Consider the following 25623-nt stretch of genomic DNA (forward strand, 5'->3'; position numbering starts at 1 on the left):
AATAGGAATGACAATAAAAAGTGGTCTCGCCCATGATGATGTGCAGCCGATTGCAATGAATAAAAGAACTATGGGCTTCTTCTCTACATTTTCCATGTGGATAGGAGCCAATGTGGTAGTAACGACCGTTTTTACCGGAATGCTGTTTGTACCTGATATGACATTTTTAAAGGCATTATTTATTATTGTGCTTGGCTCTTTAGTTGGTGCCATACCGCTCGTGTTGATGGGGAATATCGGAACTCGAACCGGTCTTCCAACCATGGTTTTGATGAGACCTGCCTTTGGACAAAGAGGAGCTATGCTTCCTGCTGCTGTTAATCTTATTACATTAATCGGCTGGGCATGGATTCAAGCCTACATGGCAGGGCTAAGTTTAAATCATGCCATTACTTTTTTGACCGGTTACAGCAATATCAATCTATTTACAATTCTTACTCAAGTGTTGGTCGTAGCTATTTCTATATACGGACATAAAGGCATTGAAGCAACGGAAAAATTAGTAGCTACGCTTATGGTCATTCTAGCAACCGTTGTGTTTAGCTATTTGTTTATCGAATTTGATGCAGCAAAATTAATTCAAATGAAAGCAAGCGAAAATCCTGGCATTACAGGAATGTTAGCCTTTGATATTGTAGTAGCTACAGCTTTTACATGGATTCCCATTGTTTGTGATTATAACCGAAACTGTAAATCTGAAAAAACGGGAATTGCGGGAACTTATTTAGGATATAACGTCGCGACTTTAATTGCGATGGGGCTAGGCGCAACGGTTTCTGGCTTTTCAATTCTCGGAAATATGACGCAAACGTATGACCCGGTAAATTTAATTGGCGCATATAGCCCGCTGTTAGGGTTAGTAGCTGCCATCGTAATTTTTTTATCAGTACTGTCTACGAACGTAATGGTACTGTATAGCGCGACGATGTCTTACTTATCAATTTTTCCAAAGCAGAGGTTCTGGATACCGGCACTAACCATGGGAGTTGTCACAGTCCTAGGTTCTTTATTAAAAGAGTGGTTAATGACAAATTTTCAAAGCTTTTTGCTTATGATCGGCGTATTATTTATTCCTATTATTGCGATTGTTCTTGTTGATTATTATATCATTCGCCGAAAGCACTATGACGTTTCAGCTATTTTAGAAAAACAAAATAAACTGTACTGGTATACAAAAGGTTTTAACCTTCATGTGTATGTATCATACATAGTGGGGGCTGTATTTGCCTACTATTTTACGTACGTTCACCCGCTAGCCACAGGCGCAACAATCTTAGCTTTTTTATTTACAGGTGTTTTGCATGTATCGCTAACCAAACTTTCACAGCTTTCAATCCCTTATTCAAAGGGAATCGACAAAAATGCTTGACGTATACTTAAAATAGACTGAATTATCTAAAAAATAATGTTTTTAATCAGTATTGGCGCTCATTGAAAAACACCATCATCAAAAAGCTCCTATTTGAAGGAGCTTTTTGTGTTGAATGAGGCAGTTTAGTGATAACAATGCATTTGATTCTATAAGGGGTCTTTCCTATAATAAATGTAGGAAAACTTTCCAAAGGAGAATTTTATGCTCGAATTAGAGGCTATTCAAAGCAGGGCCATTGAAAAAACTAAGCATACATTACTACAGGATATAAAAAGCGTATTAGGTGAACAAGACGAATGTCCGGATTTAGAGACTTATTTAACGGACAGGCACTCTTTTATTAAAAAGGCCTGGGGGAATACGTGGAGAAAAACGGTTGTTTCTTCTGTATCTAAAAAAAGCAGAAAGTCTTATTTAACAGAGAAAGGCTTTGAGGTAAAAGGGTATAACCCTCAAGCTATAGATAAGTTATTTGCTAAAGAAACGAGAAAAGGTATAGAGTTTGATGCTTTTTCTTGGTTAGAAGAGCAATACGGAAAGGGCAATAAAGCGGAGTGGCTATCACTATACGAGGAAGCAAGGGCTGGATTCGCCGAAAAAGAAGAAGAAAGAAAAGAGAAAGAAAGACAGCAAAGTATTAATGATCGAAAAGCCAGATATCAATTACAGTTAAACTTAGAAGCAGCTCCTATCTTGGAATTAAACAAAGATCTGTATTACCTACATATAAGAGAACAGCTTTCACATCAGCTGTCAAAAGATATTAAAACAAACTCAAAGTATATTGAAAACTATGCGCCGCATACTGAGCTTGAAGATGAATTAATAGCAAACGGCGATTTAACACGTCATGATTATGAAACGGTTAATGACTTTTTTCAAGAGCTCACCGGCGGCGTAAGCTCAGAATTAGACAGATACTCAACGATTATCTTGTTTGAAACATATGAAGATGTATACGAGGTATTTATCACCGATAAGATTTATGAAATCATTCCAACTATGATTATGGATGACCTTCCTGCTTCATTTAAAGAAGAGTATGAATCCTATACAAATACTTCGATAACACGAATGGATATTATAAAAGCACTTAGAAGTAATTTATCGGATTTGGTCTATGAATATAAAAGAATGCTCGTAGAAGAAAAGCTTTCCGATGTGCTAGAAGTTTCAGATCACAACTTAACGATTGAAGAGCATCAAGTGAGATACACACAGCAGCTGGAAGAAAGACGATTACAACAAGAACGTGAACTTGAGGAAAAGAAAAAGCTTATCGAAGAAGAGCAGCGACAGTTAAATTATATTTTTGGTGCAGAATACGAAATGGACCCAAGAAAAGAAACGGAATACATCCTTCATCTCGGTGATACAAACACAGGAAAAACGTATACGGCATTAAAGTCATTAAAAAAAGCTGCTTCGGGTAATTACTTAGCGCCGCTTCGCTTGTTAGCTTTAGAAGTTTTTGAAAAGCTGAACAAAGAAGGAGTCCCTTGTTCGTTAAAAACAGGTGAAGAAGAAAAAATTGTTGAAGATGCTCAGCATATGGCCGGTACCGTAGAGATGTTTAGTGAATTAGAACGTGGTGATGTAACAGTCATTGATGAAGCACAGATGATTCAAGACAGAGACCGAGGGTTTTCATGGTATAAAGCCATCACACGAGCTAATGCCAAACAAGTTCATGTTATCGGGAGTTTAAGCATTCGAAGTATGTTAGAAGAGATGCTTGACGGTGTTATCTCAGAAATTCATGAGTATGAAAGAGATATACCCTTAAAAGTAGATCTTCGAAAGTTCAAAATTGAACAAGTAAAACCCGCAGATGCTTTAATTGTTTTCTCGCGTAAGAAAGTGCTCCAGACAGCGGCTAAGCTAGAAAAAGATGGTCACAAAGTTAGCGTGATTTATGGAAGTATGCCGCCTGAAACGAGAAGAAAACAAATTGAGCAGTTCATTAATAGAGACACAAATGTCATTGTGTCTACAGATGCGATTGGAATGGGGTTAAATCTTCCAATTAGACGAATTGTCCTTTTAGAAAACATGAAATTTGACGGGCAAAAGAGGAGATTGCTGACTTCTCAAGAGTTAAAGCAGATTGCAGGTCGTGCTGGAAGGAAGGGCCTCTACAATGTTGGAGAAGTTGCATTCGCTAAAGATGCAAAGCAAATGAGAGAACTGTTATTTTCAACAGACGAGCAAATCAGCAAATTTTCAATTGCGCCTACTTCAGATATGCTAAGAAGATTTAAAGAATATCATCATGACCTCGGAACGTTTTTTGACATGTGGGCTAAATTTAAAAATCCAAAAGGGACACAAAAATCAAATTTGTCACAAGAACGTGAGCTTTATGAGGAAGTGAAAGACACGCTGATTGAAGCGAAAATGCCAATTGTTGATTTATATGGCTACTTGCAGCTGCCTTTTTCAGCCAAAGAAAGCTCTTTGAAAAAGCAATGGGTTGCCAGCATGAATGCGATTGTTAACAGAGAAGAGTTACCTGAACCAAGGATGATAGAAGGTTCACTAGAAAAATTAGAGCTGTCTTATAAAGCAATTGGCCTGCATCTTTTATTTCTATATCGAATGGACAGAAGGCCAGAGGCTATTTACTGGGAGCGTGTCCGAGAAGAGCTTACAGATAAAATTCATAACGTATTAAGAAAAGATATGAAAAAATTTAAAAGAACGTGCAGTACATGTTCTAAAGAACTTCCTTGGAACCATGATCATGCGATATGCGATTCGTGTTTTCATAAAAGATTCCGCAGAAGATATGGGGACGACGATTTTAATTACTAAGATGTAGTGATAAAAAAGAGGCTTGCACAAACGTATGTTAGTTAAAGGAAGGTCCGAACGAGTTCGATTCTCGATTGAGAATCCAATTCGTTCGGCTTTTTTCATTGTGAAGGTAGCTTTCATGTGTTTAGTTGCTTCTAGCTGTTGATTGGAGGGCAAGGCGAAGACTCCTGGGGGAAAAGCGTAAGCGACGAGGAGGCTCAACGGCCGCCCGCAGAAAGTGAAGCCTTGCACGGAAATCAATAGTGGTGGAACAAGCGATCCCTACCAGCTCATGTATCCCATTTGTGCTCTTTTAGATTGGATTGATTTCGTTATATCTCACTTTCATTTTTTGTATAGGTTTTTAATTTTTTTCTATAAAATTCAGCATCAAAGCAGATTTTTGTAGAAAAAAATCGGAAATGTATAAGCGGTCATCTTGTAAAAAGAGCAATAAATTATTATGATATAGAGTGGAACTGATATTTTAAAGAGTTCCGTGATTTTTTTTGTTGGGCGGACGTGTATTGTATTAGAGTAAGTTTGCTATCATTCGTTATGTTAAAAGCAGCACTTTTAAATAGAGATACGGTTCGTAATAGAAGGGAAGAGGATGATGACAAGTCATAACAAAGAAAACAAAGCTGCAGTCGAGCAGTACAGTAAAGGGAAGATTTTGTGGCAATTAACCCGTCCTCATACGCTAACAGCATCGTTTGTACCGGTTTTAATTGGAACAGTTCTAGCCATGTTTTATGGCCATGTGAACGTTTGGATGTTTCTTGCGATGCTTTTTTCATGTTTGTGGATTCAAATTGCGACGAACTTATTTAACGAGTACTATGATTTTAAACGCGGGTTAGACACAGAAGACTCCGTAGGTATCGGAGGAGCCATCGTCAGACACGGCATGAAACCGAAAACGGTATTAAATTTAGCACTGATTTCTTATGGAATTGCTCTTATTTTAGGTGTATATATATGTGCAAACAGCAGCTGGTGGCTTGCTTTGGTTGGATTAGTAGGTATGGCGATTGGTTATTTGTATACGGGCGGACCGCTTCCGATTGCGTATACGCCGTTTGGAGAATTATTTTCAGGTCTTTGCATGGGCGCCATGTTCGTGTTGATTTCATTTTTTATTCAAACGAATACCGTAACGTCTGAAAGCATCTTTGTATCACTTCCGATTGCGATTTTAGTAGGTGCGATTAATTTGTCTAACAACATTCGTGATATAGAAGAAGATACAAAAGGCGGACGACGTACGCTAGCAATTTTATTAGGTTCTAAAAATGCGATTAGATTTTTAGCTGCTTTGTTTGGCATTGCGTATATTTGGACCGTTGCATTAGTGGTATTCTTCGATATTAGCCCTTGGATTTTCTTAGTGTTTCTTAGTGCACCTAAGCCAATTCAAGCCGTACAAGCATTTGTACGCGGAGAGCTTATTGCGATGAAAGCAACTGCGCAAACAAATACGTTTTTTGGATTTACTTTATCAATTGGATTATTAATTGGCTATTTAGTAAGCTGATTGAGTGGAAAAAGCCTGTCTTTTTAAAGACAGGCTTTTTGTTATGCTTGAGTTATTTTTTCTTTTACTGCGCTAATAAATGCGTTCATATTTTCAGAAGATGAAAAGCTGGCTTGGGCTTGTTTTGGTCCGCCGCCGCCTTTTCCATCGTAAAGCAGAAGCAGCTCTTTATAAAGCTCTCCGCATTTTACTTCACTGCCGCTGTGAGCCAGCAATACTTTTTGATCACTTGAAAAAGCAAAAAGAAGCGTCGTATCAGGTGTTTGAAGAAGCTGCTTTGTTAAAGCTTGCACATCTTTTAATGTACGATTTTCAAAGTGATGGTACAGAAATGATCCTTCTTTTTTGGCTTCTAATTCACTTGCTAAATAAGCTGCATTTTCATTTTTTAATTCTTCTAGTTGTTTTTGCAGCTCTTTTTGTTCGGCCTCTACTTTTTTAATTCGTTCTACAACTAATTCACGGCTTGTACTGAATTTATTGCTAAGTTCTGCTACGATTTCTTGAGACTGCTGATAATCAGCTAATGCACGCATACCGCATTTAAAAAAGAGGCGTGTATTGCCGCGCTGCTTTTCCGTTTTCGTAAGTTTAATAAGGCCAAGCTCTCCAATTTGGTTCACATGAGTACCGCAGCAGGCAGAAACATCAATACCTTCAATTTCCACGATGCGTACAATTTCGTCTTCTAGCTCTGGCACTTTGCGAAGCGCGAGAGTATGCAGCTCTTCTTTTTTCACTTCGTACGTTTTAATGTGACGGTTGCTGTAAATAGCATTGTTTACAACTTTTTCAATATGTAATAGCTGCTCATGAGATAATTGAGGTACATTCAGATCAATAGAGACAGCGTCACTTCCTAAATGAAAGCTGACGGTGTGAATATCATATGTATCGATTAACAGAGCTGAAAGCAAGTGCTGTCCGCTGTGCTGCTGCATGTGATCAAAGCGTCGATTCCAGTCAATTTCACACGTTACGTTCGTTTGTGCAGGGAGCGTATCGACGATATGATATACGTCTCCATTTTTTTCATAAACATCTTTTACGTCGATTCCGGCAATATTACCGTAGTCAGAAGGCTGTCCGCCGCCTTCTGGATAAAAAGCGGTTTGTTTTAACGTTAATGCGTAGCCATTTGAAAGAGAGCGCGTCTCTATCACTTCAGTTTCCCACGTTTTTATATAGGGGTTGCTATAATAAAGTCTTTCTGTCATGTTCATCATCCTTTCTACTAAAACCATATCTAACTTTTTCTATAGTATCAGAAATATGTTTCTTCGAACATGGATAAGCTAACTTGTAACAATAAAACTGGGTGGGACATATGAAAAATACTGTTTATATTTATACGCGGGATTTAAAAAGAATTTTCACCAATTGGGCGATGATTATCATTGTGCTGACGCTTATGATTCTACCGTCTTTTTACGCATGGTTTAATATAAAAGCATCTTGGGACCCATACGGGCGGACTGAAGGTATTGCCATTGCAGTAACGAGCGAAGACGAAGGTTCTACGATAAGAGGTCAGCACGTAAATGTGGGAAAAGATATTATTGCAACGTTAAAAAAAAATAAAACGCTTGGGTGGACGTTTGTCTCAAAAGAAAAAGCTGATCACGGAGTAAAGCACGGAGACTATTATGCAAGTATTGTTATTCCAAAAGATTTTTCACAAAAGCTTGGTACCGTTCTTCAAGATCGTTTGGAAAAACCGGTCATTATTTATAAAGTAAACGAAAAAATAAACGCAGTGGCGCCTAAAATTACAAGCAAAGGAGCCAGCAGCTTAACACAACAGATCAGTGAAAAATTCGTCAAAACAGCGAATGGAGCTATTTTTTCAGTGTTTAACGAACTAGGTATTACACTGCAGCGGGATTTGCCGACCATTCAACAAGTTGAACAACGGATTTTTGAGCTTGAAAATCGTCTTCCTGAAATCAAAAAAGTAATTAATGAAGCGAATGACACCACTCAAAAAGCTGGAGCTATTGTATCAAAAGCTCAGGCCGCTCTTCCTGAAGTAGAGAGATTAACAGCTGACGGCGCACAGATGACTCAGCGGCTAAACACTTTTTTAACTAAAAGCGATGAAGTTTTAAAAAACGCTGAGCCAACGATCAACGAAACGCTGCATCGTGTTCAACAACGAGCTGTCGGAGTTCAAGAATTGAAGAGTCAGCTGATGGAAAAAGATATAGCACCGGATGAAGTCAGCGCAGCAGCGGAACAGCTAAAAGTGCAGTTAACAAAACAAATTGCTGACACAGGAGAGATCGTTACGCTTCTTACAGATTTAAATGCGTTATCTCAACAAAAAGTTCTTTCACCTGTTATTAATGACGTAAAAGATGTAAATACGCTTTTACAGCAGCAGCTTTCGGATGTAAATAGACTGCAGCAACAAACAAAGAATGGGGATGTTCCCAATCAAAGCGTACTTGATAGGTTCAGCTCTCGCACCGACCAAGCTGTTTCTAGATTAAATGCGTTAACGAATTCATATTCTTCTACGATTGTACCTGCTGTTGAACAAGCAATCAAAGAAGCGAAAGATAAAACGACAAGCGCAAACTCACTGCTTGATGAAGCTAACAAAAGCATGCCGGATGTTTCTAACGTACTGTCTAAAACGGCGAGTGGCATCTTGCTTGGGCAGCAGGAGCTTGCGAAAATAGCAAAAGATTTTCCACGAATTGAACAAAACGTGCACAATGTAGCGGATAAAATACGAGAATTTCAGCAAAAAGAAAACATTGAAGATATTATTAATTTGCTAAAAAACGACGTGCAAAAAGAAAGTGACTTTTTTGCTAAGCCGGTTCTTTTAAAAGAAGAAAGACTTTACCCCATTCCAAACTACGGCTCAGCTATGTCGCCGTTTTACACGACGCTTTGCTTGTGGGTTGGAGCTTTGCTGTTAGTTTCGATTTTAAGCGTAGAAGTAGCGGATGAAGAGCGATTCAAAAGCTATGAAGTTTATCTCGGAAGACTGTTAACGTTTTTGTCTATTGCTCTCGTGCAAGCTTTTATTGTGACGCTAGGAGATTTATTTTTAATCAAAACGTATGTCGTAGATAAAGTGCCTTTTATCTTTTTAGGCTTGCTGTGCAGCTTCGTATTTATGACGATTGTATATACGCTTGTTGCGATATTTGGCAATGCAGGAAAAGCGATGGCGATTGTTTTACTTGTGCTTCAGCTTTCCGCTGCAGGCGGTACATTTCCGATTCAAGTCGTGCCTGCTTTTTTTCAAGCAATCAATCCATTTTTACCATTTACGTATGCAATAAGCATGATGAGAGAAGTGGTAGGAGGCATGTTAGCGGATATTGTAAGAAAAGACGTTACGGTTCTTCTTTGCATTTGGCTTGGCGTGCTGCTCGTTGGCATTTTTCTTCATAAGCCTCTTAGTAAAACGAGTGCAAAATTAACAAAAAAAGCGCGTGAAAGTAAATTAATTCATTAAAAAAACGTTTTGGGTTTCCAGACAGAACAAAATGCGGTAGTGTAGATATAAAGGAGTGGTCAGCATGGGTATATTAGATGGACTATTAGGAAATGCATCAGAAGCAGATATAAGAGGAACTGAAAAAGACTTACAAAATATCTTAATTGCCAACGAGCGAGTGGAACAAGCGTATAAAGTCATTCGCGATTTAATGGTGTTTACGACGAAACGCTTAATTATCGTTGATAAGCAAGGAGTGACGGGAAAGAAAACAGATTATCATTCCATTCCTTATAAGACGATTACCCATTTTAGCGTAGAAACGGCTGGAACATTTGATTTAGATGCGGAATTAAATATTTGGGTATCGGGTTCTAGTGCACCGATTTCAAAAGAATTTCGTAAAGATAAAAGCATTTACGACGTGCAAAAAGTATTAGCATCTTATGTATTGGATTAAAAAAGTTGAGCCATGAAAAATTGGCTCGACTTTTTTTATGTGTGTGTAAAACGAGAAAGCATAACAGTCTTGCATGCAGTCGTTTGAAAATACTCAGGCTGTTGTCCATTCCTATTTTCACTTCACTCATTACTGAAATGCATGAAAACGATTTACATAATGAATTATACAGAATAAAAAAACCGTGATATGCTTTTTTTAGAGAAAAAAGGAAGTGACCAACTGTGAGTTATACCGTAATTGGAACATCAGCTTTTCGCAAAACAAATGTTGCGCTTTTTGCAGCAGGCTTCAACACATTTTCGATTTTATATTGTACACAAGCCATTTTACCCGAATTTTCTAGAGAATTCGGGATATCTCCGGCGTTTGCCAGTTTGTCTCTTTCGTTAACAACCATCACGCTTGCGGTTAGTATGCTTTTTTTAGGTTCTTTATCAGAAGTGTGGGGACGAAAGAAACTGATGGGTCTATCGTTAATTTTTGCGTCATTGTTATGCATCATGACAGCATTTAGCTCTACCTTTGAAACGCTGTTAGTCTTTCGTGTTATTCAAGGAATCGTTTTAGCAGGGCTGCCTTCTGTGGCCATGGCTTACTTAGGAGAAGAAATTGAACCAGGGGGTTTAGGAAAAGCGATGGGGATTTATATAAGCGGCAACGCCTTTGGAGGCGTAGCGGGAAGGCTTATGACAGGGGTGCTCACGGAATATTTCAACTGGTCCGTAGCTCTTGATGTTGTAAGCGCAATCAGTTTACTAGCCACCTTTGTTTTTTTTATGAACTTGCCAGATTCACAAAACTTCACTTCACGATCCTTTGAAATTCGTCAGCTTACCGGCTCTCTTCGCAGTCATCTTCAAGATAAAGGGATGCTTTGTCTTTTTGCTATTGGTTTTGCGCTGCTTGGAAGTAACGTAGCTTTATACAATTATATTGGATACGCTTTATCCGCTCCTCCGTATTCTTGGAATCATACCCTTGTAAGTTTTATTTTTGTTATTTTTTTTGTCGGAGTATTCAGCTCGGTCTGGATGGGGACGCTGGCGGATCGATACGGCCGGAAAAAAGTGCTGTTATGTACGATTGCTGTTACGCTTATAGGTTCAATTGTTACGCTGCATCCGGTTTTATGGATAAAAATTACCGGGCTTTTGCTGCTGACTTTTGGCTTTTTTGGAAGTCATTCCATCGCAAGCAGCTGGGTAGGAAGAAGAGCCACTCATGACAAAGCTCAGGCTTCGTCTTTGTATTTGTTTTTTTACTATGCAGGATCAAGCGTTGGAGGGACGGTGGCTGGATTATGCTGGACTGCGTACGGCTGGAAAGGTGTTATTGCTTTAATTGGTGTGTTTCTTACAACAGCCTTTTTCCTAGCTGTTCGTTTGTCAAAAATGCCGGCTCAGCAGACGCATGTTCACTAAAAAAGAATGTGAAGACATGTATGGCTATTGATTTAAAAAGACTTTCCACTCAGCGTGGAAAGTCTTTTTTTAGTTTAAAAGCTGAATAAAAAGTTCGGCTACTTTTTTATGAGCGCTGTTAGCAGGATAGATATAAGAGAAACGGCGCTTAAAAGGAGCGGTGTTAACGTTGAGAATCGATAGGTGCTTTTGTTCTACATCTTCTTTAATAGCACAAAGCGATAGCACAGACATTCCTAAATCGTGAACAATTGCTTCTTTAATTCCTTGATTGCTGCTGATCGTTAGCATGCTTTTCATTTTTAAACCGTTGGACATTAAAACGTGATCTAAATATTCTCTTGTTCCAGAGCCTTTTTCACGCGCTACCCACCGCTGATTTTGTAAATCATCAATTTCTACTTTTTTAAGCTGAGCTAAAGGGTGATCCACTGACGCGACGATGGCAAGTTCATCGTCCATAAAAGACTGAATATGTAAGTCGGATTCTTCCGTGTGACCTTCAATAAGCCCTACGTCTACTTTGAAATGACGAACAAGCTGAGCGATTTCCTTTGTATTACCGATAGTCACTTCTACATCAATATCAGGATATTGTTCACGAAGCTTTGCTAAAAATGAAGGGAGAATATATTCGCCAATCGTAAAACTGGCGCCAATCGTTAGCATTCCTTTGACACGATGATGATGTTCATAAATATCTCGTTTCGTATGCTCATATATCTGAATCATTTGTTTAGCACGATCGTATAAAATTTCGCCGCTGGGTGTGATTTTTAACATTTTAGGTGAACGCAGGAACAGGGAAGTTTGAAATTCTTTTTCAAGATTTTTGATGTGTACGCTTACGCTTGGCTGTGAAATCATTAATTTTTCCGCAGCTTTTGTAAAGCTTTGCTCTTCTACAACAGAAACAAACGTCTTTAACGCATCATAGTACATAGAGTATGGCTCCTTTTATATTAAAAAAATTAATTATAAACATTATAAAACATTACTATTGTAATAACTAGAGGCACTTGGTTAAGAAAAACAAAACGAGGTGCTGACTTAAAGGAGTATTTTGGCTTATAACGAAGGCAGCAAACGCAATTTGTTTACAGTTATTTCTATTTCATCTATAAAGCTATTAAACACTTTTTTGTCATCTATTTGTAACAAAAGTAAAAAAAGTACTTGTTTTTTCCAAAAAATATACTATAATATTAACTGTAATACGATAAGTAATACAGTTAATACACCTAGTACACACATCATGATTTTGGGTAAATGAAGGGAGGCAGACTATGTTTGATTTAGATATTCGTAGTCGCAAGCCGATATACGAGCAATTAGTAGATAAATTGAAAGAGCTTATTATTCATGAAGTCTTTAAGGCCGATCAAAAGCTTCCATCTGTTCGGCTGTTAGCAAAAGAATTAACCATTAATCCAAATACAATTCAAAAAGCGTATCGTGAACTAGAACATCAGAATTATATTTATTCAGTTCCAGGCAAAGGAAGTTTTGTCACGCCTCAAGTTGATACACTAAATAACGAGAAGGTGAAAAAGATGAAAGAAGAATTAGTAAAGCTGTTGGCAGAAGCTATGTATTTAGGGATGGATAAAGATGAAATTCTATCACTTATTTCACAGGCTGAAAAAGCAGTAAAAGGAGGAAGCGATAGTGATTGAACTGAAGGCGATAAAAAAAGAGTTTGAAGAAATGGAAGCTCTAAGAGACGTCACGCTTTCTATAAAAAAAGGATCTATTTACGGACTGCTTGGCTCCAACGGGGCAGGGAAAACAACGCTATTAAAAATCATTGCAGGTATTTACAAGCAAGATCACGGGAAAATCGCAATAGACGGTGAAGAAGTATTTGAAAACGTTGGCTTAAAAGAACGCCTTATTTTTATGCCAGATTCTCTTTATTTTTTCCCTCAAACAACGATTAAGCAATTAGCGTCTTTTTATAGAAGCGTCTATCCGACTTGGAACGAAGAGCGGTTTCAAAAATTAAAAGAAGCTTTCCCAATTCAATTACATAAAAAAGTACATAGAATGTCCAAGGGAATGCAGCGTCAAGTAGGTTTTTGGTTAGCGCTGTCTGCTATGCCTGATGTACTTATCTTAGATGAGCCGCTCGATGGTTTAGATGCGGTAATGCGTCAAAAAATTAAAAACCTTCTTGTTCAAGACGTGGCAGAACGGGAAATGACGATTTTAATTTCGTCACATAACTTGCGAGAAGTGGAAGATCTTTGTGATCATGTAGGCATTTTGCATCACGGTCAATTATTAATTGAAAAAGAGCTGGATGATTTAAAATCAGACGTGCACAAAATTCAAGTTGCATTTGAAGGAGATGTGCCGCTAGCGCTTTATGACACGCTAGACATTTTATATCAAGAAAAACGAGGAAGCGTCTTGCTTTGTATTGTTCGAGGAAAAGAAAATCACTTAGTCAACAAAGTTCGATCGTATAAGCCTTTAATTTTTGACATCTTGCCACTTACGCTGGAAGAAATCTTTATTTACGAAATGGGGGATGTGGGTTATGCAATCGAAAACATCATCGTTTAACCGAGGCATGTGGATTCAATCCATGAGAAACGTGGGGTGGATTGGTGCTTTATATACACTTGTTCTTTTATTTATCGTGCCACTTCAAATTATTTTGAGGTATACAGGTGAAGTTAACAATGATGGAATGTATACAGAAAAATTAAAGACTCTGTTTGAAGTTGCTGGAAGCCTTCAATTTTTGTTTATGTTTACTGTTCCTGTGGTACTAGCTATATTTTTATTTCGATATATTCAAACAAAATCAGCCGCTGATTATATTCATAGCTTACCAATAAGTAGAGGTGTGCTATTTTGGCAAAACGTATTATTAGGAATTCTATCGTTAATTTTACCTGTTATCATTTCAGCTATTGTCCTTTTTCTTATTAAAGATTCAGTAAATGTTGACGATTTATATACGCTAAAATTAATTCTACGATGGGCTATTGATACTATCATTTTGAATATCTTTGTTTTTTCTGGAGCCGTATTCGCAGGTATGTTCACAGGTATGTCAATACTGCAAGGTGCGTTTATATATATATTATTCATTCTTCCGGCTGCGCTTATCCAATTCTTTATTATGAATATTAAATTTTATTGGTATGGATTTGCTACGGCATATTATTCAGGGAAAAACGTACAAGATTTGGTTCCGTTTGTCCGTATTATAGATCTGTTAGATAACGGAAAAGAAAGCTATCTAAATCTAGTAATATATGCAATTGTAGCTTGTGTGCTTTGTTTCATTGCATTTATTGCATATCGAAAAAGAAGTATAGAAATCGCTACTCATGCCATAGCTTTTAAATGGCTAAAACCTATTTTTATCTATGGATTGACGACGTGCTCATTATTATTATGGGGGATGTACTTCGGTGAGATGAAGGATTCTTTTAAATGGCTTATTTTTGGCTATGTTTTTGGATCTTTATTAGGGTATATCCTTGGGCATATGATTTTAGCTAAAACATGGCGTGTGTTTAATAAATGGAAGGGCTACATATTATTTATCGCAGTAGCCATTATTCTAGGTGTGGGCTTGAAAGTGGACGTTTTTGGTTACTCTAGTTATCTACCAAATCAAGAAAACATTCAATCTGTATATTTTGATGAAGATGACTACTCCTTAACAGATAACCCTAAAAGTCATGATCCAGAGAATGGTGATTATTATAAGCCACCTTACTATTATTCTGATAAAAATACGGTTAACTTTATACGAGCATTGCATAAACAAATTATAAAAGATCATCCTGATGTTTCTAAAAAAGATATACAGTCTGGAGATGCTCGTGAAATAACATTTGCTTATAATTTAAAAAATGGTAAAAAAGTTGTTCGACAATATGCAATAAGGGAAGCTGATTATAAAGCTTTTTACAAACAAATTATAGAAACATCTGAGTACAAAAAACACTCTTATTATATTTTAGAACCTGATAATAAAAATATGAGATATGTAAAAGAAGTTCAAATTGATGCCATGTACAAAAGGTCCGAACCTATTACAATTAAAGATCCAAACAAAATTGAAGATTTAAAAGAGTCAATAAGAAAATCAATACAAAATCAAACGTATGGAGATAGCAAGAGCCACCAACAAAGCTGGTCTAGCATTAATTTTATGGACGAAAACGGACAAATTGTGGATTCCATACCTTTTGAAAAATCATATAAAGAAGTTGAAAAGTGGCTCAAGCACGAAAAAATGTTTGAAGATGCTCGAGTCATGCCAGAAGACGTTTCAAATGTTGTTGTTTTAAAAAATAAAGATCACGAAATTCTTCAGAGTGCATGGATAAACAATCCGTCTATTCTTACTAAAAGAAAAGGTGCATTAACTATTAAAGATTCCAATCAAATAAATTATTTTCTTTCGCATACAACCATTCAAGAACAAGGGGATTATATAGTTGTCTTTCGTTACAAAAATTCAAGTCCTGAAGTTCAAATGTTTGATGCTAACATGATTCCAACAGAACTAAAAGAAAAACTAAAATAACGAAGGAGAACTTATTATGTGCGGCGAGGAATTGCAAGATTATTTAAATCAGGTGCTGGCTTATTTATTAAAAAATGGCGTGAATAGACAAGACGCCGAAGATATTACGCAAGAAGTAGCATTAAAATATTTAGAAAAACAAGAAATGGTCGATCCTGAAAAAATAAAAGCTTGGATGTTTCGCGTCGCATTAAATAAACGGTGTGATTTAGGAAGGCGTAAAATAGTGAAAGACCGCTATACGTCTTCTTACAAAGAAGAGCCTGTTATGTATACGCCTATCCAGCAGGTGCTTAGAAATGAAGAAGCGGCTGAATGTCAGGCGATTTTAAATAAATTGAATCCTAAGTATCGCAATTTGCTTCTATTAAAATATGGATTTGGATTTAAATATGAAGAAATTGCCGATTTATTAAATATGCAGATGACTACGTTAAAATCAGCTCTTTACCGTGCGCGCAAATACTTTGTAAAGGGATATAATGAAGTCATTTAATATAAATGAAACAGCAGTAGTTTGTGAAAAAGAACTTTTTTACACAAACTACTGCTGTTTTTTTCGTATTTTTCTTCTTTGGACGGCATAGATAATCAAACTGATCGCACAAAAAGCTAAAGTGATCTCAATCACATCAGTATAAGAAGATGTCGTATTAAAAAAGGAACCGAAAATAAATAAAGCGAGCGTCCAAATAAAACCGAAAGAAAATGAGACTTTAATATAATGCCGATGCTTCATTCCACTTGCTCCGAGAAAAAAAGGCATCACATGTCGCATTCCTGGTAAAAAGTAGCTTGCGATGATGGCATGAGATCCATATTCTTGAATCGTTCGCTCGACTTTCATCACATTTTTTTCCCATCGCGGGCGTTTTAATAGCGCAAGCGCCTGAGTTGAAAAAAGACTGGCTATCAAAAACTTAAGATATAAGCTAATCATCATGCCGCTATACGTAAGTATAAAAGCTGGAATATACTGAACGGATGGAGATGTAGCCTGACTGCCCGCAAGCATAATATATACTGGGTCAGGAATAGGAGTAAGGTTGGCTCCGACTAAAATGATAAAAAAGAAATATCCGTAGCCTAATTGGTTAATGGCTCCGATAAGCTGATCAATCACGTTTTCTTCCTCCTTTCTTCATTAGAATACGAGAGAGTGACGCACAGTGTTCGCTCAAAATAAAAATAAAGTATAGGTACGCACAACTTAGAAAAAAAGAGTTATAATAAATAAGAATGTACGTTCTTCTTTCGGGGATTAATTATACAAGAAGAGGTGATAGTATGAAAATGATGTACCCTAAAAACGGCAAAGTTATTCTTCATATTGATGCCAATGCTTTTTATGCATCTGTTGAAACCGCACATGATCATACGCTCAAAGATAAGCCTCTTGCTATTGCTGGCAATCCAAAGGAACGAAGAGGAATTGTTGTAACCTGTAACTATATTGCTCGTAAACGCGGAGTATATGCGCCAATGCCTCTTTGGGAAGCGAAAAGAAAATGCCCTGAGCTGGTTGTTATAAAACCTAATTTTCCATTATATCGCCAAGTGTCCAAAAACATGTTTGATTATTTAGTAACCATTTCACCTCTTTTAGAGCCTGCTTCAATTGATGAAGGCTATTTGGATATTACAAACTGTGCTGAATTAGGCTCTCCTCTTGACATAGCAAAGTCAATTCAGCAGCATTTAATACAGACGCTGCAAATTCCTGTGTCAATTGGAATTGCGCCGAATAAATTTTTAGCCAAAACGGCAAGTGATATGCAAAAACCTTTAGGGATTACCGTCCTTCGAAAAAGAGATGTCCAAACAGTTCTTTGGCCAAAAGCTGTAGAGGAAATGCACGGAATCGGTAAAAAAACAGCTGAGAAGCTAAATGCGATTAAGATCGTGACCATCGGTGATCTAGCAAAAGCCGCTCCCGGTCTTCTTAAACAAACTCTTGGAGTAAAAGGAGAAGCTATGAGAGAACGAGCATGGGGCCAAGATGATCGACAGGTGAACCCTGATCGCCAATCACAGTTTAAATCTATTGGAAACTCTACGACGTTATCTCAAAATGCAGTAGATGAACATGAAGTTCTCCCTATTTTAAATAAACTATCGCATTCTGTAAGCTCTCGCATGAAAGCGAAAAAAGTTGTAAGCAAAACGATTCAATTAACGATACGATACAGTGATTTTAAAACCATTACTCGAAGCCAAACCATTTCAAAAGCAATTAGCAAGCCAAACGATCTTTTTCATTACAGTGCGGTATTATTTCAAAAGCATTGGAACGGAGAACCGATTCGTTTATTAGGCGTAGCTGCTCTTCAAGTGAGCCACCATCTCCAGGAAGAAGAACAGTTAGATTTGTTTACATATGGAGAGCAAGCAAAAAAAGAGCCTTTATACAAAGCGGTCGAAAGTTTACGTGAAAAATATGGAGATAACATTATTCAAAGCGGTTTAAAAAAACACAGAGGAAAAAAAGAGAGGTAACTCTCTTTTTTTGTATAAAATAATAGGTTTACACTCATTATAGAAGGGGAAGTACATTACTATCACGGTAATCAAAGTGATTACAAAATGAATTTGATTGCGACTTTTTTGATTGTCTGCAATGAAATTACATAAAATAATCTATGAGGTGATCTTATGTCAGACGTACTATTTACATCTAAAGCAACAGCGGTAGGAGGCCGAGATGGTCGAGTTAAATCAGATGATGGTATTATTGATTTAACCCTTGTAAATCCTTCTCCAAATAACAAAAAAGAAGGAACAAATCCCGAGCAGCTGTTTGCAGCAGGATATTCTGCTTGTTTTGACGGTGCTTTAAATTTAATTGCTAAAAAACAAAAAAAAGACATTGATTCGTCTATTACTGCAGAAGTAAGTCTACTAAAAGACCACACTGATGATGGCTTTAAAATTGGAGTGGTGTTAAACGCTCATATTAAAGGCGTTTCACAAGAAGTAGCTGAGAAGCTAGTAGAAGATGCACATCAATTCTGCCCGTATTCTAAAGCAACGCGTGGAAATGTTAACGTAACGTTAAATACAACGGCTGAGTAAATAAAAAACGCTTGGATTTTTCTTAAATCCAGGCGTTTTTTTATGTGCAATTTTATATGGTCTATTTTTGATTGTACGTATGCAATGATTGCAATAACTCCTGCAGGATTTCTTTTAGCTTTTCTAATTCTCCTTGTGACTTATTCGTCATACTAAAAACTTCTTCTGGAATATGACAAGCTTTATCACGTAATTTTTTTCCTTTTTCGGTTAAACTAATAAAAACAACGCGTTCATCTTCATGAGAACGCTGGCGAATCACTAATTCTTGATCCTGCATTCTTTTTAGCATAGGAGTAAGGGTACCTGAATCCAAATACAGAAGTTCGCCCATTTTTTTCACGCTGAGTGTTTCATGTTCCCATAAAACAAGAAGGGCTAAATACTGCGGATAGGTTACTCCTAATTTATCCAGCAGCGGCTTGTACACCTTTGTAATTTCTCGAGACGTGGCGTAAATTGAGAAACAAAGCTGATTTTCTAGCTGCAGCTGCTTATAAAGTTGTTCCATTCATGTTGCCTCCAGTCTATTGTTTTTTATTTAATTATACACAATTAAATAGTGGTGTCCAATAACGCTGGATGAAAAAGTAATCAAGCTGTAAATAAAAAATGGGAATTTTACATATACTAAGAAAAAAAGGGAGCTGTGCACATGTATTTTGCAAAAAAAGCCGTAGAAGAAGAAGTAGATCAAATGATGGATACGACTGTATATGCGTGTCAATCTGAATCATGTAATGGGTGGATGAGAGAAGATTTTGTTACGGTTGATTATAACTGTCCGATGTGCGGAACGGAAATGTCGCAGGAAGTACGCGAGCTGCCGAAAATTAAGTACGATCACCAATTTTATAATAAATAAAAAAAGAAGCAACTGCTTCTTTTTTTATTTTTCACTAAAATTTCATTAAGCTGCGCTAGACTAAGAACCAACATACTATGAAGGTGAGGAATATCAGAATGAATCAAGGGAACTTTTTGAAAGGTTTATTTTGGGGAACCTTATTTAGTATTCCTATTTGGATTTCATTGTTTGGCTGGTTCCGCATTTTATCACATCTTGCATAGTTTCGTTTTATAAACCGTCATACGCGCCCTTATCTTTCTATTTCCGCTATAATAAAGGTGATAGAAAAAATAAGGAGCTGTTCTCTATGATTCAATATAAAACGGAGCAAATGACGGTTTTTGAAAGCGCGCTATTTCAAACAACATCTGCAGTGATTGAAACAAAAGACTTTGTCATTGTTGTTGATCCAACATGGCTTCCTCACGAAATTAATGAAATTAAACAGCATGTTCAAGAGATCTTAAATCATCGCAAACTGTATGTGTTTTTTACTCACGGAGATTTTGATCACGTCATTGGGTATGGGGCTTTCTTAGAATTAAATGCCACCTTTATCGGCAGCAAATTTTTAGAACATCACCCGGACAAAGAAGAAAAAGTTCAAATGATTAAGCAGTTTGATCATGACTATTATATAAAAAGATCCCATGATATTATATTCCCAGAGTTAGATATTGTTGTAACCGAAAATGAACAGCATATTACTTTAGGTGAAACATCCATTACCTGTTATTTTGCAAAAGGTCATACAAATGATGGCCTATTTATGATTGTCGATGATTCGATATGGATTGCGGGGGATTATTTATCGGATTTTGAATATCCGTACATATATGAAAGTGTAAACGATTACCGCGACACGCTTGCTACTGCGCGACACATTTTAGCTAAGCACCAAAATCTAACGCTAGTTCCCGGGCACGGGAAAACGACACATCACCGAGCTGAAATTCAAAGACGAGTGGAGATGGCCAGCTCTTATTTAGATGAACTGCAAGCTGCAGTGAAAGAAAATAGTAAAGAAGCGCTTGGTAAGCTAAATGATAAACTGGCGTTTCCCTCTGATTTCACCGCACAATGTCACCAAAAAAACGTTGAAATTATGAAAAGAGAACTACTGTCATAGAAACTAAGTGTACAGTTAGAACGTTGATATTAAAAGTAAGAAGAGATTGAGATATAACTAAGTCAATCCCATCTAAAGAAGAATAAATTGGATACATGAGCTAGTACGAATAGCTTGTTACATCGCTGTTGATTTCCATGCAAGGCTTCGCTTTCCGCGAGCGACCGCTGAGCCTCCTCGTCGCTTGCGCTCCTGCGGGGTCTCACCTGTTCCGCTTTTCCCGCAGGAGTCTTCGCCTTGCCCTCCAATCAACAGCTAGAAGCAACGAAACACATGGAACCTACGTTCACCATGACAACGTAAAAATCCAAATTATTAATCGAGAATTTCGATTAATAATTTGGATTTTTCTTCAACTAAACTACTTTTGTCCCAGCCTCTTTTCTTGGTTCCTTTATTTATCAATTAAATGAAACTTTTTCCTTTTATATCCGTTTATATAAATAAGAAATTATTTTATTTATAAAGGAGTATGACAGTGGGGAAAAACGGTTGTGTAAAATGCGGACATACAGAAGCAAAAACAAAAGAAATTGCTACAACGGGAACGGGACTGTCTAGATACTTAGATGTTCAGCACAATCACTTTACAGTGGTATATTGCACGAGCTGCGGGTATTCAGAGCTATATAATAAATCATCTTCAAGAGGCAGCAATATTATTGACTTATTTTTTGGAGGATAAAGATGAGTATGGACCTTATTGAAATTGATAAAGACAGGCGCGCTTCCTATTTAAACCTGCTATTAATAGGGGATGAAGACGAAAAAGTGGTGAATTCGTATATAAATGAAGGTTCCTTATTTACCATTGTGTATGAAAAGAAGGAGATAGGAGTTGTGCAGTGCCTCATCGATGAAAAGGAATCGGCAGTAGAAGTAAAGAATATCGGTTTAAAAAAAGCATACAGAGGAAGAGGAATCGGCAGCAAAGTCATTAAAAAGTTAGAAACATTGTATGAGTGTAACCATTATTCTAAAATGATTGTAGGAACAGCGGACTCCAGTCTTGAAAACATAGCATTTTATAAAAAGGCAGGCTTTTATCAAACTGGTGTCAAAAAGAATTTCTTTTTGCAGTACGTTCCACCGATTTACGAGAATGGCTTGCAAGCTATCGATATGATTATGTTTGAAAAAAAATTAAAAAGCAGAAGCGACTAACACGCTTCTGCTTTTAGTGATTAATCTAAAATTTGAAGTTTTACCGTTTTGCGTCCCCAATTTAAAGCTGAGCTTTGAGATGCCATAAATAAATCAACGCGAGTACCTTTAATGGCACCGCCAGTATCTCCAGCAATTGCTTCTCCGTAACCTTCTACGTATACGCGAGAACCTAATGGAATCACGCGAGGATCCACTGCAATTACTTTTCGATTAGGATTTGACCTTAGGTCGATGCCTGTAGCAGTGATTCCGCTGCAGCCCGCACAGTAAGCAGTATAAGCTGTTGCTTCAACCGTAATCTCTTTCGAAACCGACTTGCTTTCTTGCGCTGGAGCAGGTGCCGGCGTTGAAGTCGACGGTGTTGAAGGAGCAGCAGGTGATGGCGTTGATGGTTTCGCCTGAGCTGCAGCTTGTCCGCCTACTTGTAGCACTTGATTAATGTAAATCGTATTAGACGATAAGTTATTCCACTGTTTTAATTGAGAAATTGAAATGCCGTGTCGCTGTGCTACGCTCCACATTGTATCTCCAGGCTGAACTTTGTAACTTTTACTGTTGCTAGGAGCCGGGGATGCTTGCGTTTCGTTTGTTTTTTCTTGTACAGGTGCTGAAGGTGATGATGAAACAGTTCCTGTTCCGCTTATTTTTAATACTTGATTCACATAAATTAAATGACTAGATAAGTTATTCCACTCTTTTAGCTGCTGTACAGAAGTACCGTTGTTTTTAGCGATACGATAAAGCGTGTCACCTGATTTTACTGTATATGTATGATTTGAAGATGTCGTAGTTGGAGTTGAACTAGATGAAGAGTCAGTAGATGTAGATCCAATTTGTAATGTTTGGTTTGCATAAATTAATGTGGAAGAAAGACCGTTCCACTTTTTTAAGTCTTCAACTGTTACATTATGCTGCTGTGAGATGCTGAATAACGTTTCTCCAGCTTTTACTTTATGCGTGTCTGTGTCAGCTGATGCTGCGTCTGCAATTCCAATTGATACTAAAGCTGTGGCCCCTAATGTAAAAATGTGTTTTTTCATCTAATATTTCTCCTTTATTTCCAATAGTTGTCTCTTATTCTATCAGCAATATGTAACAAACTCATGACAAAATAGTGGGTTTTATATTACAAGTTTGTAACAATACGTCTAAAGTTATAGAAAAAACGCGGTTTTTTTACGATTATGATGAAAAAACTCTTAATTTGTCTGTAGAGATAGAATAGTAAAAAAGATGTTCTGCTTTTATAAAAACGAAGAAGAAAGAAGCTATGCTATATTCAAATGACATGATAGAATAGACAAGTTAGAAATGAACGGATAAAAAGGGAGTTAGACATCTATGGAAAAACGCTCTATCTCTTCATATTTAAAAGCATGGGTGCGCGCACTTTCAATTGAGATTAATTATATGAAGAAACACGGCGGAGAAAAGTATACGGTAGGAAAAGGAGAGTACTTAGGGCAGCAGGAGGATGCGTATCTTTACCGGTTTGAACGCACAGTTGATTTATACCTTTTCGATGGAGCTCAGGTACGCCTTGTCCACCAGCATAAAGAAAGTAAAGGAGAAGTTATCGGAACAGAAGGGTTTGATTTGTACCTTAAAATAGATGCGTTTATTGGACAAGAAGTAGACGAACTCGATATATATAACGAACCATGGGAATTATTGCAGGCTCTCATTGATAGACTCACGGAAGCAAAAGATTACAAGCAAAAAATAGTGAGAATCAAACGTCTTATGACAGGCGATAGTCCTGTTCGTCATAAGGAGTATACGTCTAAGAACGCTCTTCATGAAGTGTTGCTGCGAGCGCGTTATAACCGTACTACTTATATTTGGGGACCTCCTGGAACTGGAAAGACATATACGCTGTCCAAAATCGCGGCAAGCTATTACCGGAAATCAAAGCGGATCCTTTTATTATCTCACAGTAATGCAGCGGTGGATGGTTTGCTGCAAGAAACTGCACGTCAGTTAAAAAAGAAAGAAGCTTGGAAAAATGGAAAACTTATTCGATACGGAGCAACAAAAAGCAGCGGCTTAGAAAATATAAAAGTAGAAGAAGTCATTGGAGAAGATGATCCGGATTTAGCTCAGGAGATGCGTGAGCTACAAGAAGAACGAGTTTACTTAAGCAGGTATCCCAATAGAGCTCACCAGCTTCAGCAAGTTAACAAAAAGTTAAACGCCCTTCGTAACAAGTGGATTGAAGCGGAGAAAAATGTTTTTGATCAAGCGTATATTGTAGGCACTACTTTATCAAAAGCGGCTATTGACCGATTACTTTATCAAAGTGAATTTGATATGGTTGTGGTAGATGAAATTAGCATGGCATATGCACCGCAAATTGCTTTTGCAGCTACGTTAGGAAAACGAATTGTCGTATGCGGCGATTTTAAACAGCTTCCCCCGGTATCCCAATCTTCTCATGCTGAAGTGAAGAAGTGGCTGCAGCGAGATTTATTTGAGCAGACGGGTCTTGTAGAGCAAGTAGAAAGCGGTGAGATACACCCGCATCTTTTTATGTTGACGAAGCAAAGAAGAATGCATAAAGATATCTCAGCTTTTACAAATCGCTATATTTACAGCAATCGAGTAGCAGATCATCCATCTGTCACAACAAGTCGAGAAGTAGTAGCAAGCAGCCGGCCGTTTGCTCATGAAGCAGCGCTTATGCTTAACATTGGTCATTTGCATTCTTCCGCTATGCGAGATGTCGCTTCCGGCTCACGCTACAATGTGATAACGGCTGTTTTGGCGGTAAGTTTGATGCTGCGGGCACGCAAAGCTTCTTCGGCTACTCTTGGCTATGTGACTCCTTATAAGTCTCAAGCTAAATTGATCAATGCATTTCTTCAAGATATTGAACCGGCTAGCGCTATAATTGCAGCAACCGTACACAAATTTCAAGGCGCGGAACGAGATATCATGATTTTTGATACGGTCGATACACAGCCGCAGTCAAAACCGGGTTTACTTTTGACAAATGAAAATAGCGACCGATTGGTAAATGTAGCGGTGACGCGTTCAAAAGGAAAATTTATTATGCTTTCAGACGAGGCGTTTGCCCAACAACGTGTACCAAAGGGGCGGGCGTTATGGAAGTTGGTCAACCACTTTAATGAAAATCAAAAAGTATGCCAACCTCAACAATTTTTAAAAGAAGTCATTCAGCATCCTAAATTGATTTGGTACCATCCATCGAACAGCAGTCAGTTAAAAAAAGACTTATATCAAGCTCGGCAGCAGATTTTATTGTGTATTCCTTATGCTTCCCTTGTCTCTCAAGAAATACGGGATATGTTAAATTCTTTTAATGGTGAAGTGACCGTTCTTACTCGTGAACCAAAAGAAGTTCGAATTGACGGCGCTCATGTCATTTCATCTGCTGTTCCGATGTCACTGCTTATCATCGATGAGTCCACTATATGGATTAATATGCCTTATGGGGGAAAGAATGAAGCGTTTATGACAGCTAGAATTGAGTCAAAGCTAGGCGCTAAACAGCTTATTCGGTCAATTGACTTTACTGAAGATAAAACAAGAAATCAAGAAACGAAAAAGTATATAGAAACAAATAAACCACAATATTCTTTGAGCAATTACCTTCGCAGCTGGGATCGCTGTGAATCTTGTCAGCATATGCGAGAGGTAGAGATAACAAAAAAAGGAAAAGTAAGGTTTATTTGCTATTATTGAGGGAAAACAAGTGGGGCAACACGTTTATTAGTGGAAAAATATTTAAACTACGTACATGCTGTATGTAAAGCATGCAAGCAGCCGATGAACGTAGATTAT

The 25623-nt window shown here is 37.5% G+C and carries 23 protein-coding genes; 17 read left to right on the forward strand and 6 right to left on the reverse strand.

Annotated elements, in window-relative coordinates:
* Positions 1–7 precede the first annotated feature (7 nt).
* The 3 genes from LIS78_RS11890 (at position 8) to LIS78_RS11900 (ending at position 5705) form a co-directional block, all read left to right on the forward strand.
* Complete coding sequence (locus LIS78_RS11890; RefSeq protein ID WP_252285222.1) at positions 8–1369, forward strand: purine-cytosine permease family protein; 1362 nt, start codon at positions 8–10, stop codon at positions 1367–1369.
* A 204-nt stretch (positions 1370–1573) separates the two neighbouring features.
* Entirely contained in the window at positions 1574–4186 is a 2613-nt protein-coding gene (locus LIS78_RS11895) for a helicase-related protein (RefSeq protein WP_252285223.1), read from the forward strand.
* 598 nt (positions 4187–4784) lie between these two features.
* Positions 4785–5705 (forward strand): 1,4-dihydroxy-2-naphthoate polyprenyltransferase, encoded by a 921-nt coding sequence (locus LIS78_RS11900; protein ID WP_025752322.1) that lies wholly within the window; start codon positions 4785–4787, stop codon positions 5703–5705.
* A gap of 41 nt (positions 5706–5746) precedes the next feature.
* On the opposite strand, the gene LIS78_RS11905 is transcribed toward LIS78_RS11900, so the two are convergent.
* Entirely contained in the window at positions 5747–6922 is a 1176-nt protein-coding gene (locus LIS78_RS11905; RefSeq protein WP_252285224.1) for an alanyl-tRNA editing protein, read from the reverse strand.
* Positions 6923–7032: 110 nt separating this feature from the next.
* Between LIS78_RS11905 and LIS78_RS11910 the strand changes: the two genes are divergently transcribed.
* From LIS78_RS11910 to LIS78_RS11920, 3 genes are all read left to right on the forward strand, one after another.
* A complete protein-coding gene (locus LIS78_RS11910; RefSeq protein WP_252285226.1) occupies positions 7033–9180 on the forward strand; it encodes a YhgE/Pip domain-containing protein in 2148 nt (715 codons plus the stop codon).
* Between the two features lie 64 nt (positions 9181–9244).
* Complete coding sequence (locus LIS78_RS11915) at positions 9245–9622, forward strand: PH domain-containing protein (protein WP_014460184.1); 378 nt, start codon at positions 9245–9247, stop codon at positions 9620–9622.
* Positions 9623–9846: 224 nt separating this feature from the next.
* Complete coding sequence (locus LIS78_RS11920) at positions 9847–11046, forward strand: MFS transporter (RefSeq protein WP_252285227.1); 1200 nt, start codon at positions 9847–9849, stop codon at positions 11044–11046.
* Positions 11047–11115: 69 nt separating this feature from the next.
* On the opposite strand, the gene LIS78_RS11925 is transcribed toward LIS78_RS11920, so the two are convergent.
* Positions 11116–11988, reverse strand: a complete 873-nt coding sequence (locus tag LIS78_RS11925) for a selenium metabolism-associated LysR family transcriptional regulator (protein WP_013083080.1) — start codon at positions 11986–11988, stop codon at positions 11116–11118.
* A 344-nt stretch (positions 11989–12332) separates the two neighbouring features.
* Here LIS78_RS11925 and LIS78_RS11930 point away from each other — a divergent pair, with 344 nt between their 5' ends.
* Genes LIS78_RS11930 through LIS78_RS11945 form a run of 4 tightly spaced genes read left to right on the forward strand, consistent with a single transcriptional unit; the run spans position 12333 to position 16097 of the window.
* Complete coding sequence (locus tag LIS78_RS11930) at positions 12333–12722, forward strand: GntR family transcriptional regulator (protein ID WP_013083081.1); 390 nt, start codon at positions 12333–12335, stop codon at positions 12720–12722.
* Positions 12715–13614 carry an ABC transporter ATP-binding protein gene (locus LIS78_RS11935; protein ID WP_048020984.1) on the forward strand — a complete coding sequence of 300 codons (900 nt, stop codon included), beginning with the start codon at positions 12715–12717 and terminating at the stop codon, positions 13612–13614. The genes LIS78_RS11930 and LIS78_RS11935 overlap by 8 nt, the downstream gene beginning before the upstream one ends.
* On the forward strand, positions 13589–15601 hold the full coding sequence (locus LIS78_RS11940; protein ID WP_195780111.1) for a DUF6449 domain-containing protein: 2013 nt from the start codon (positions 13589–13591) through the stop codon (positions 15599–15601). The genes LIS78_RS11935 and LIS78_RS11940 overlap by 26 nt, the downstream gene beginning before the upstream one ends.
* A 16-nt stretch (positions 15602–15617) precedes the next feature.
* Positions 15618–16097: an RNA polymerase sigma factor gene (locus LIS78_RS11945; protein ID WP_098314916.1), complete on the forward strand. Its 480-nt coding sequence runs from the start codon at positions 15618–15620 to the stop codon at positions 16095–16097.
* Positions 16098–16145: 48 nt separating this feature from the next.
* Here LIS78_RS11945 and LIS78_RS11950 read toward each other — a convergent pair whose 3' ends face one another.
* Complete coding sequence (locus LIS78_RS11950; RefSeq protein ID WP_016764043.1) at positions 16146–16724, reverse strand: DedA family protein; 579 nt, start codon at positions 16722–16724, stop codon at positions 16146–16148.
* Positions 16725–16888: 164 nt separating this feature from the next.
* On the opposite strand from LIS78_RS11950, the gene LIS78_RS11955 reads away from it, so the two are divergent.
* Together LIS78_RS11955 and LIS78_RS11960 are read left to right on the forward strand one after the other, a co-directional pair.
* Positions 16889–18097 carry a DNA polymerase IV gene (locus tag LIS78_RS11955; RefSeq protein ID WP_098314917.1) on the forward strand — a complete coding sequence of 403 codons (1209 nt, stop codon included), beginning with the start codon at positions 16889–16891 and terminating at the stop codon, positions 18095–18097.
* Between the two features lie 156 nt (positions 18098–18253).
* Positions 18254–18673: an organic hydroperoxide resistance protein gene (locus tag LIS78_RS11960; RefSeq protein ID WP_098314918.1), complete on the forward strand. Its 420-nt coding sequence runs from the start codon at positions 18254–18256 to the stop codon at positions 18671–18673.
* Between the two features lie 61 nt (positions 18674–18734).
* On the opposite strand, the gene LIS78_RS11965 is transcribed toward LIS78_RS11960, so the two are convergent.
* Positions 18735–19184, reverse strand: coding sequence for a MarR family winged helix-turn-helix transcriptional regulator (locus LIS78_RS11965; protein ID WP_098314919.1), 450 nt, complete (start codon positions 19182–19184; stop codon positions 18735–18737).
* Between the two features lie 144 nt (positions 19185–19328).
* On the opposite strand from LIS78_RS11965, the gene LIS78_RS11970 reads away from it, so the two are divergent.
* Both LIS78_RS11970 and LIS78_RS11975 read left to right on the forward strand, forming a co-directional pair.
* Entirely contained in the window at positions 19329–19538 is a 210-nt protein-coding gene (locus tag LIS78_RS11970; protein WP_013056977.1) for a cold-shock protein, read from the forward strand.
* Positions 19539–19830: 292 nt separating this feature from the next.
* Positions 19831–20652, forward strand: coding sequence for an MBL fold metallo-hydrolase (locus LIS78_RS11975; RefSeq protein ID WP_252285228.1), 822 nt, complete (start codon positions 19831–19833; stop codon positions 20650–20652).
* A gap of 117 nt (positions 20653–20769) precedes the next feature.
* On the opposite strand, the gene LIS78_RS31370 is transcribed toward LIS78_RS11975, so the two are convergent.
* On the reverse strand, positions 20770–20904 hold the full coding sequence (locus tag LIS78_RS31370; RefSeq protein ID WP_268241064.1) for a hypothetical protein: 135 nt from the start codon (positions 20902–20904) through the stop codon (positions 20770–20772).
* 226 nt (positions 20905–21130) lie between these two features.
* On the opposite strand from LIS78_RS31370, the gene LIS78_RS11980 reads away from it, so the two are divergent.
* Positions 21131–21337, forward strand: a complete 207-nt coding sequence (locus LIS78_RS11980) for a zinc ribbon domain-containing protein (RefSeq protein WP_045290305.1) — start codon at positions 21131–21133, stop codon at positions 21335–21337.
* 2 nt (positions 21338–21339) lie between these two features.
* Positions 21340–21816 (forward strand): GNAT family N-acetyltransferase, encoded by a 477-nt coding sequence (locus LIS78_RS11985; RefSeq protein WP_195780109.1) that lies wholly within the window; start codon positions 21340–21342, stop codon positions 21814–21816.
* A 20-nt stretch (positions 21817–21836) separates the two neighbouring features.
* On the opposite strand, the gene LIS78_RS11990 is transcribed toward LIS78_RS11985, so the two are convergent.
* The gene (locus LIS78_RS11990) at positions 21837–22859 is read right to left on the reverse strand and encodes a LysM peptidoglycan-binding and 3D domain-containing protein (RefSeq protein ID WP_164798088.1); all 1023 of its coding nucleotides are present in this window, start codon (positions 22857–22859) and stop codon (positions 21837–21839) included.
* Positions 22860–23160: 301 nt separating this feature from the next.
* Here LIS78_RS11990 and LIS78_RS11995 point away from each other — a divergent pair, with 301 nt between their 5' ends.
* Positions 23161–25524, forward strand: a complete 2364-nt coding sequence (locus LIS78_RS11995) for an AAA domain-containing protein (protein ID WP_252285229.1) — start codon at positions 23161–23163, stop codon at positions 25522–25524.
* The last annotated feature ends 99 nt before the right edge of the window (positions 25525–25623 follow it).

Origin of the sequence: Priestia megaterium, assembly GCF_023824195.1 — a bacterium.
GTDB lineage: Bacteria > Bacillota > Bacilli > Bacillales > Bacillaceae_H > Priestia > Priestia megaterium_D.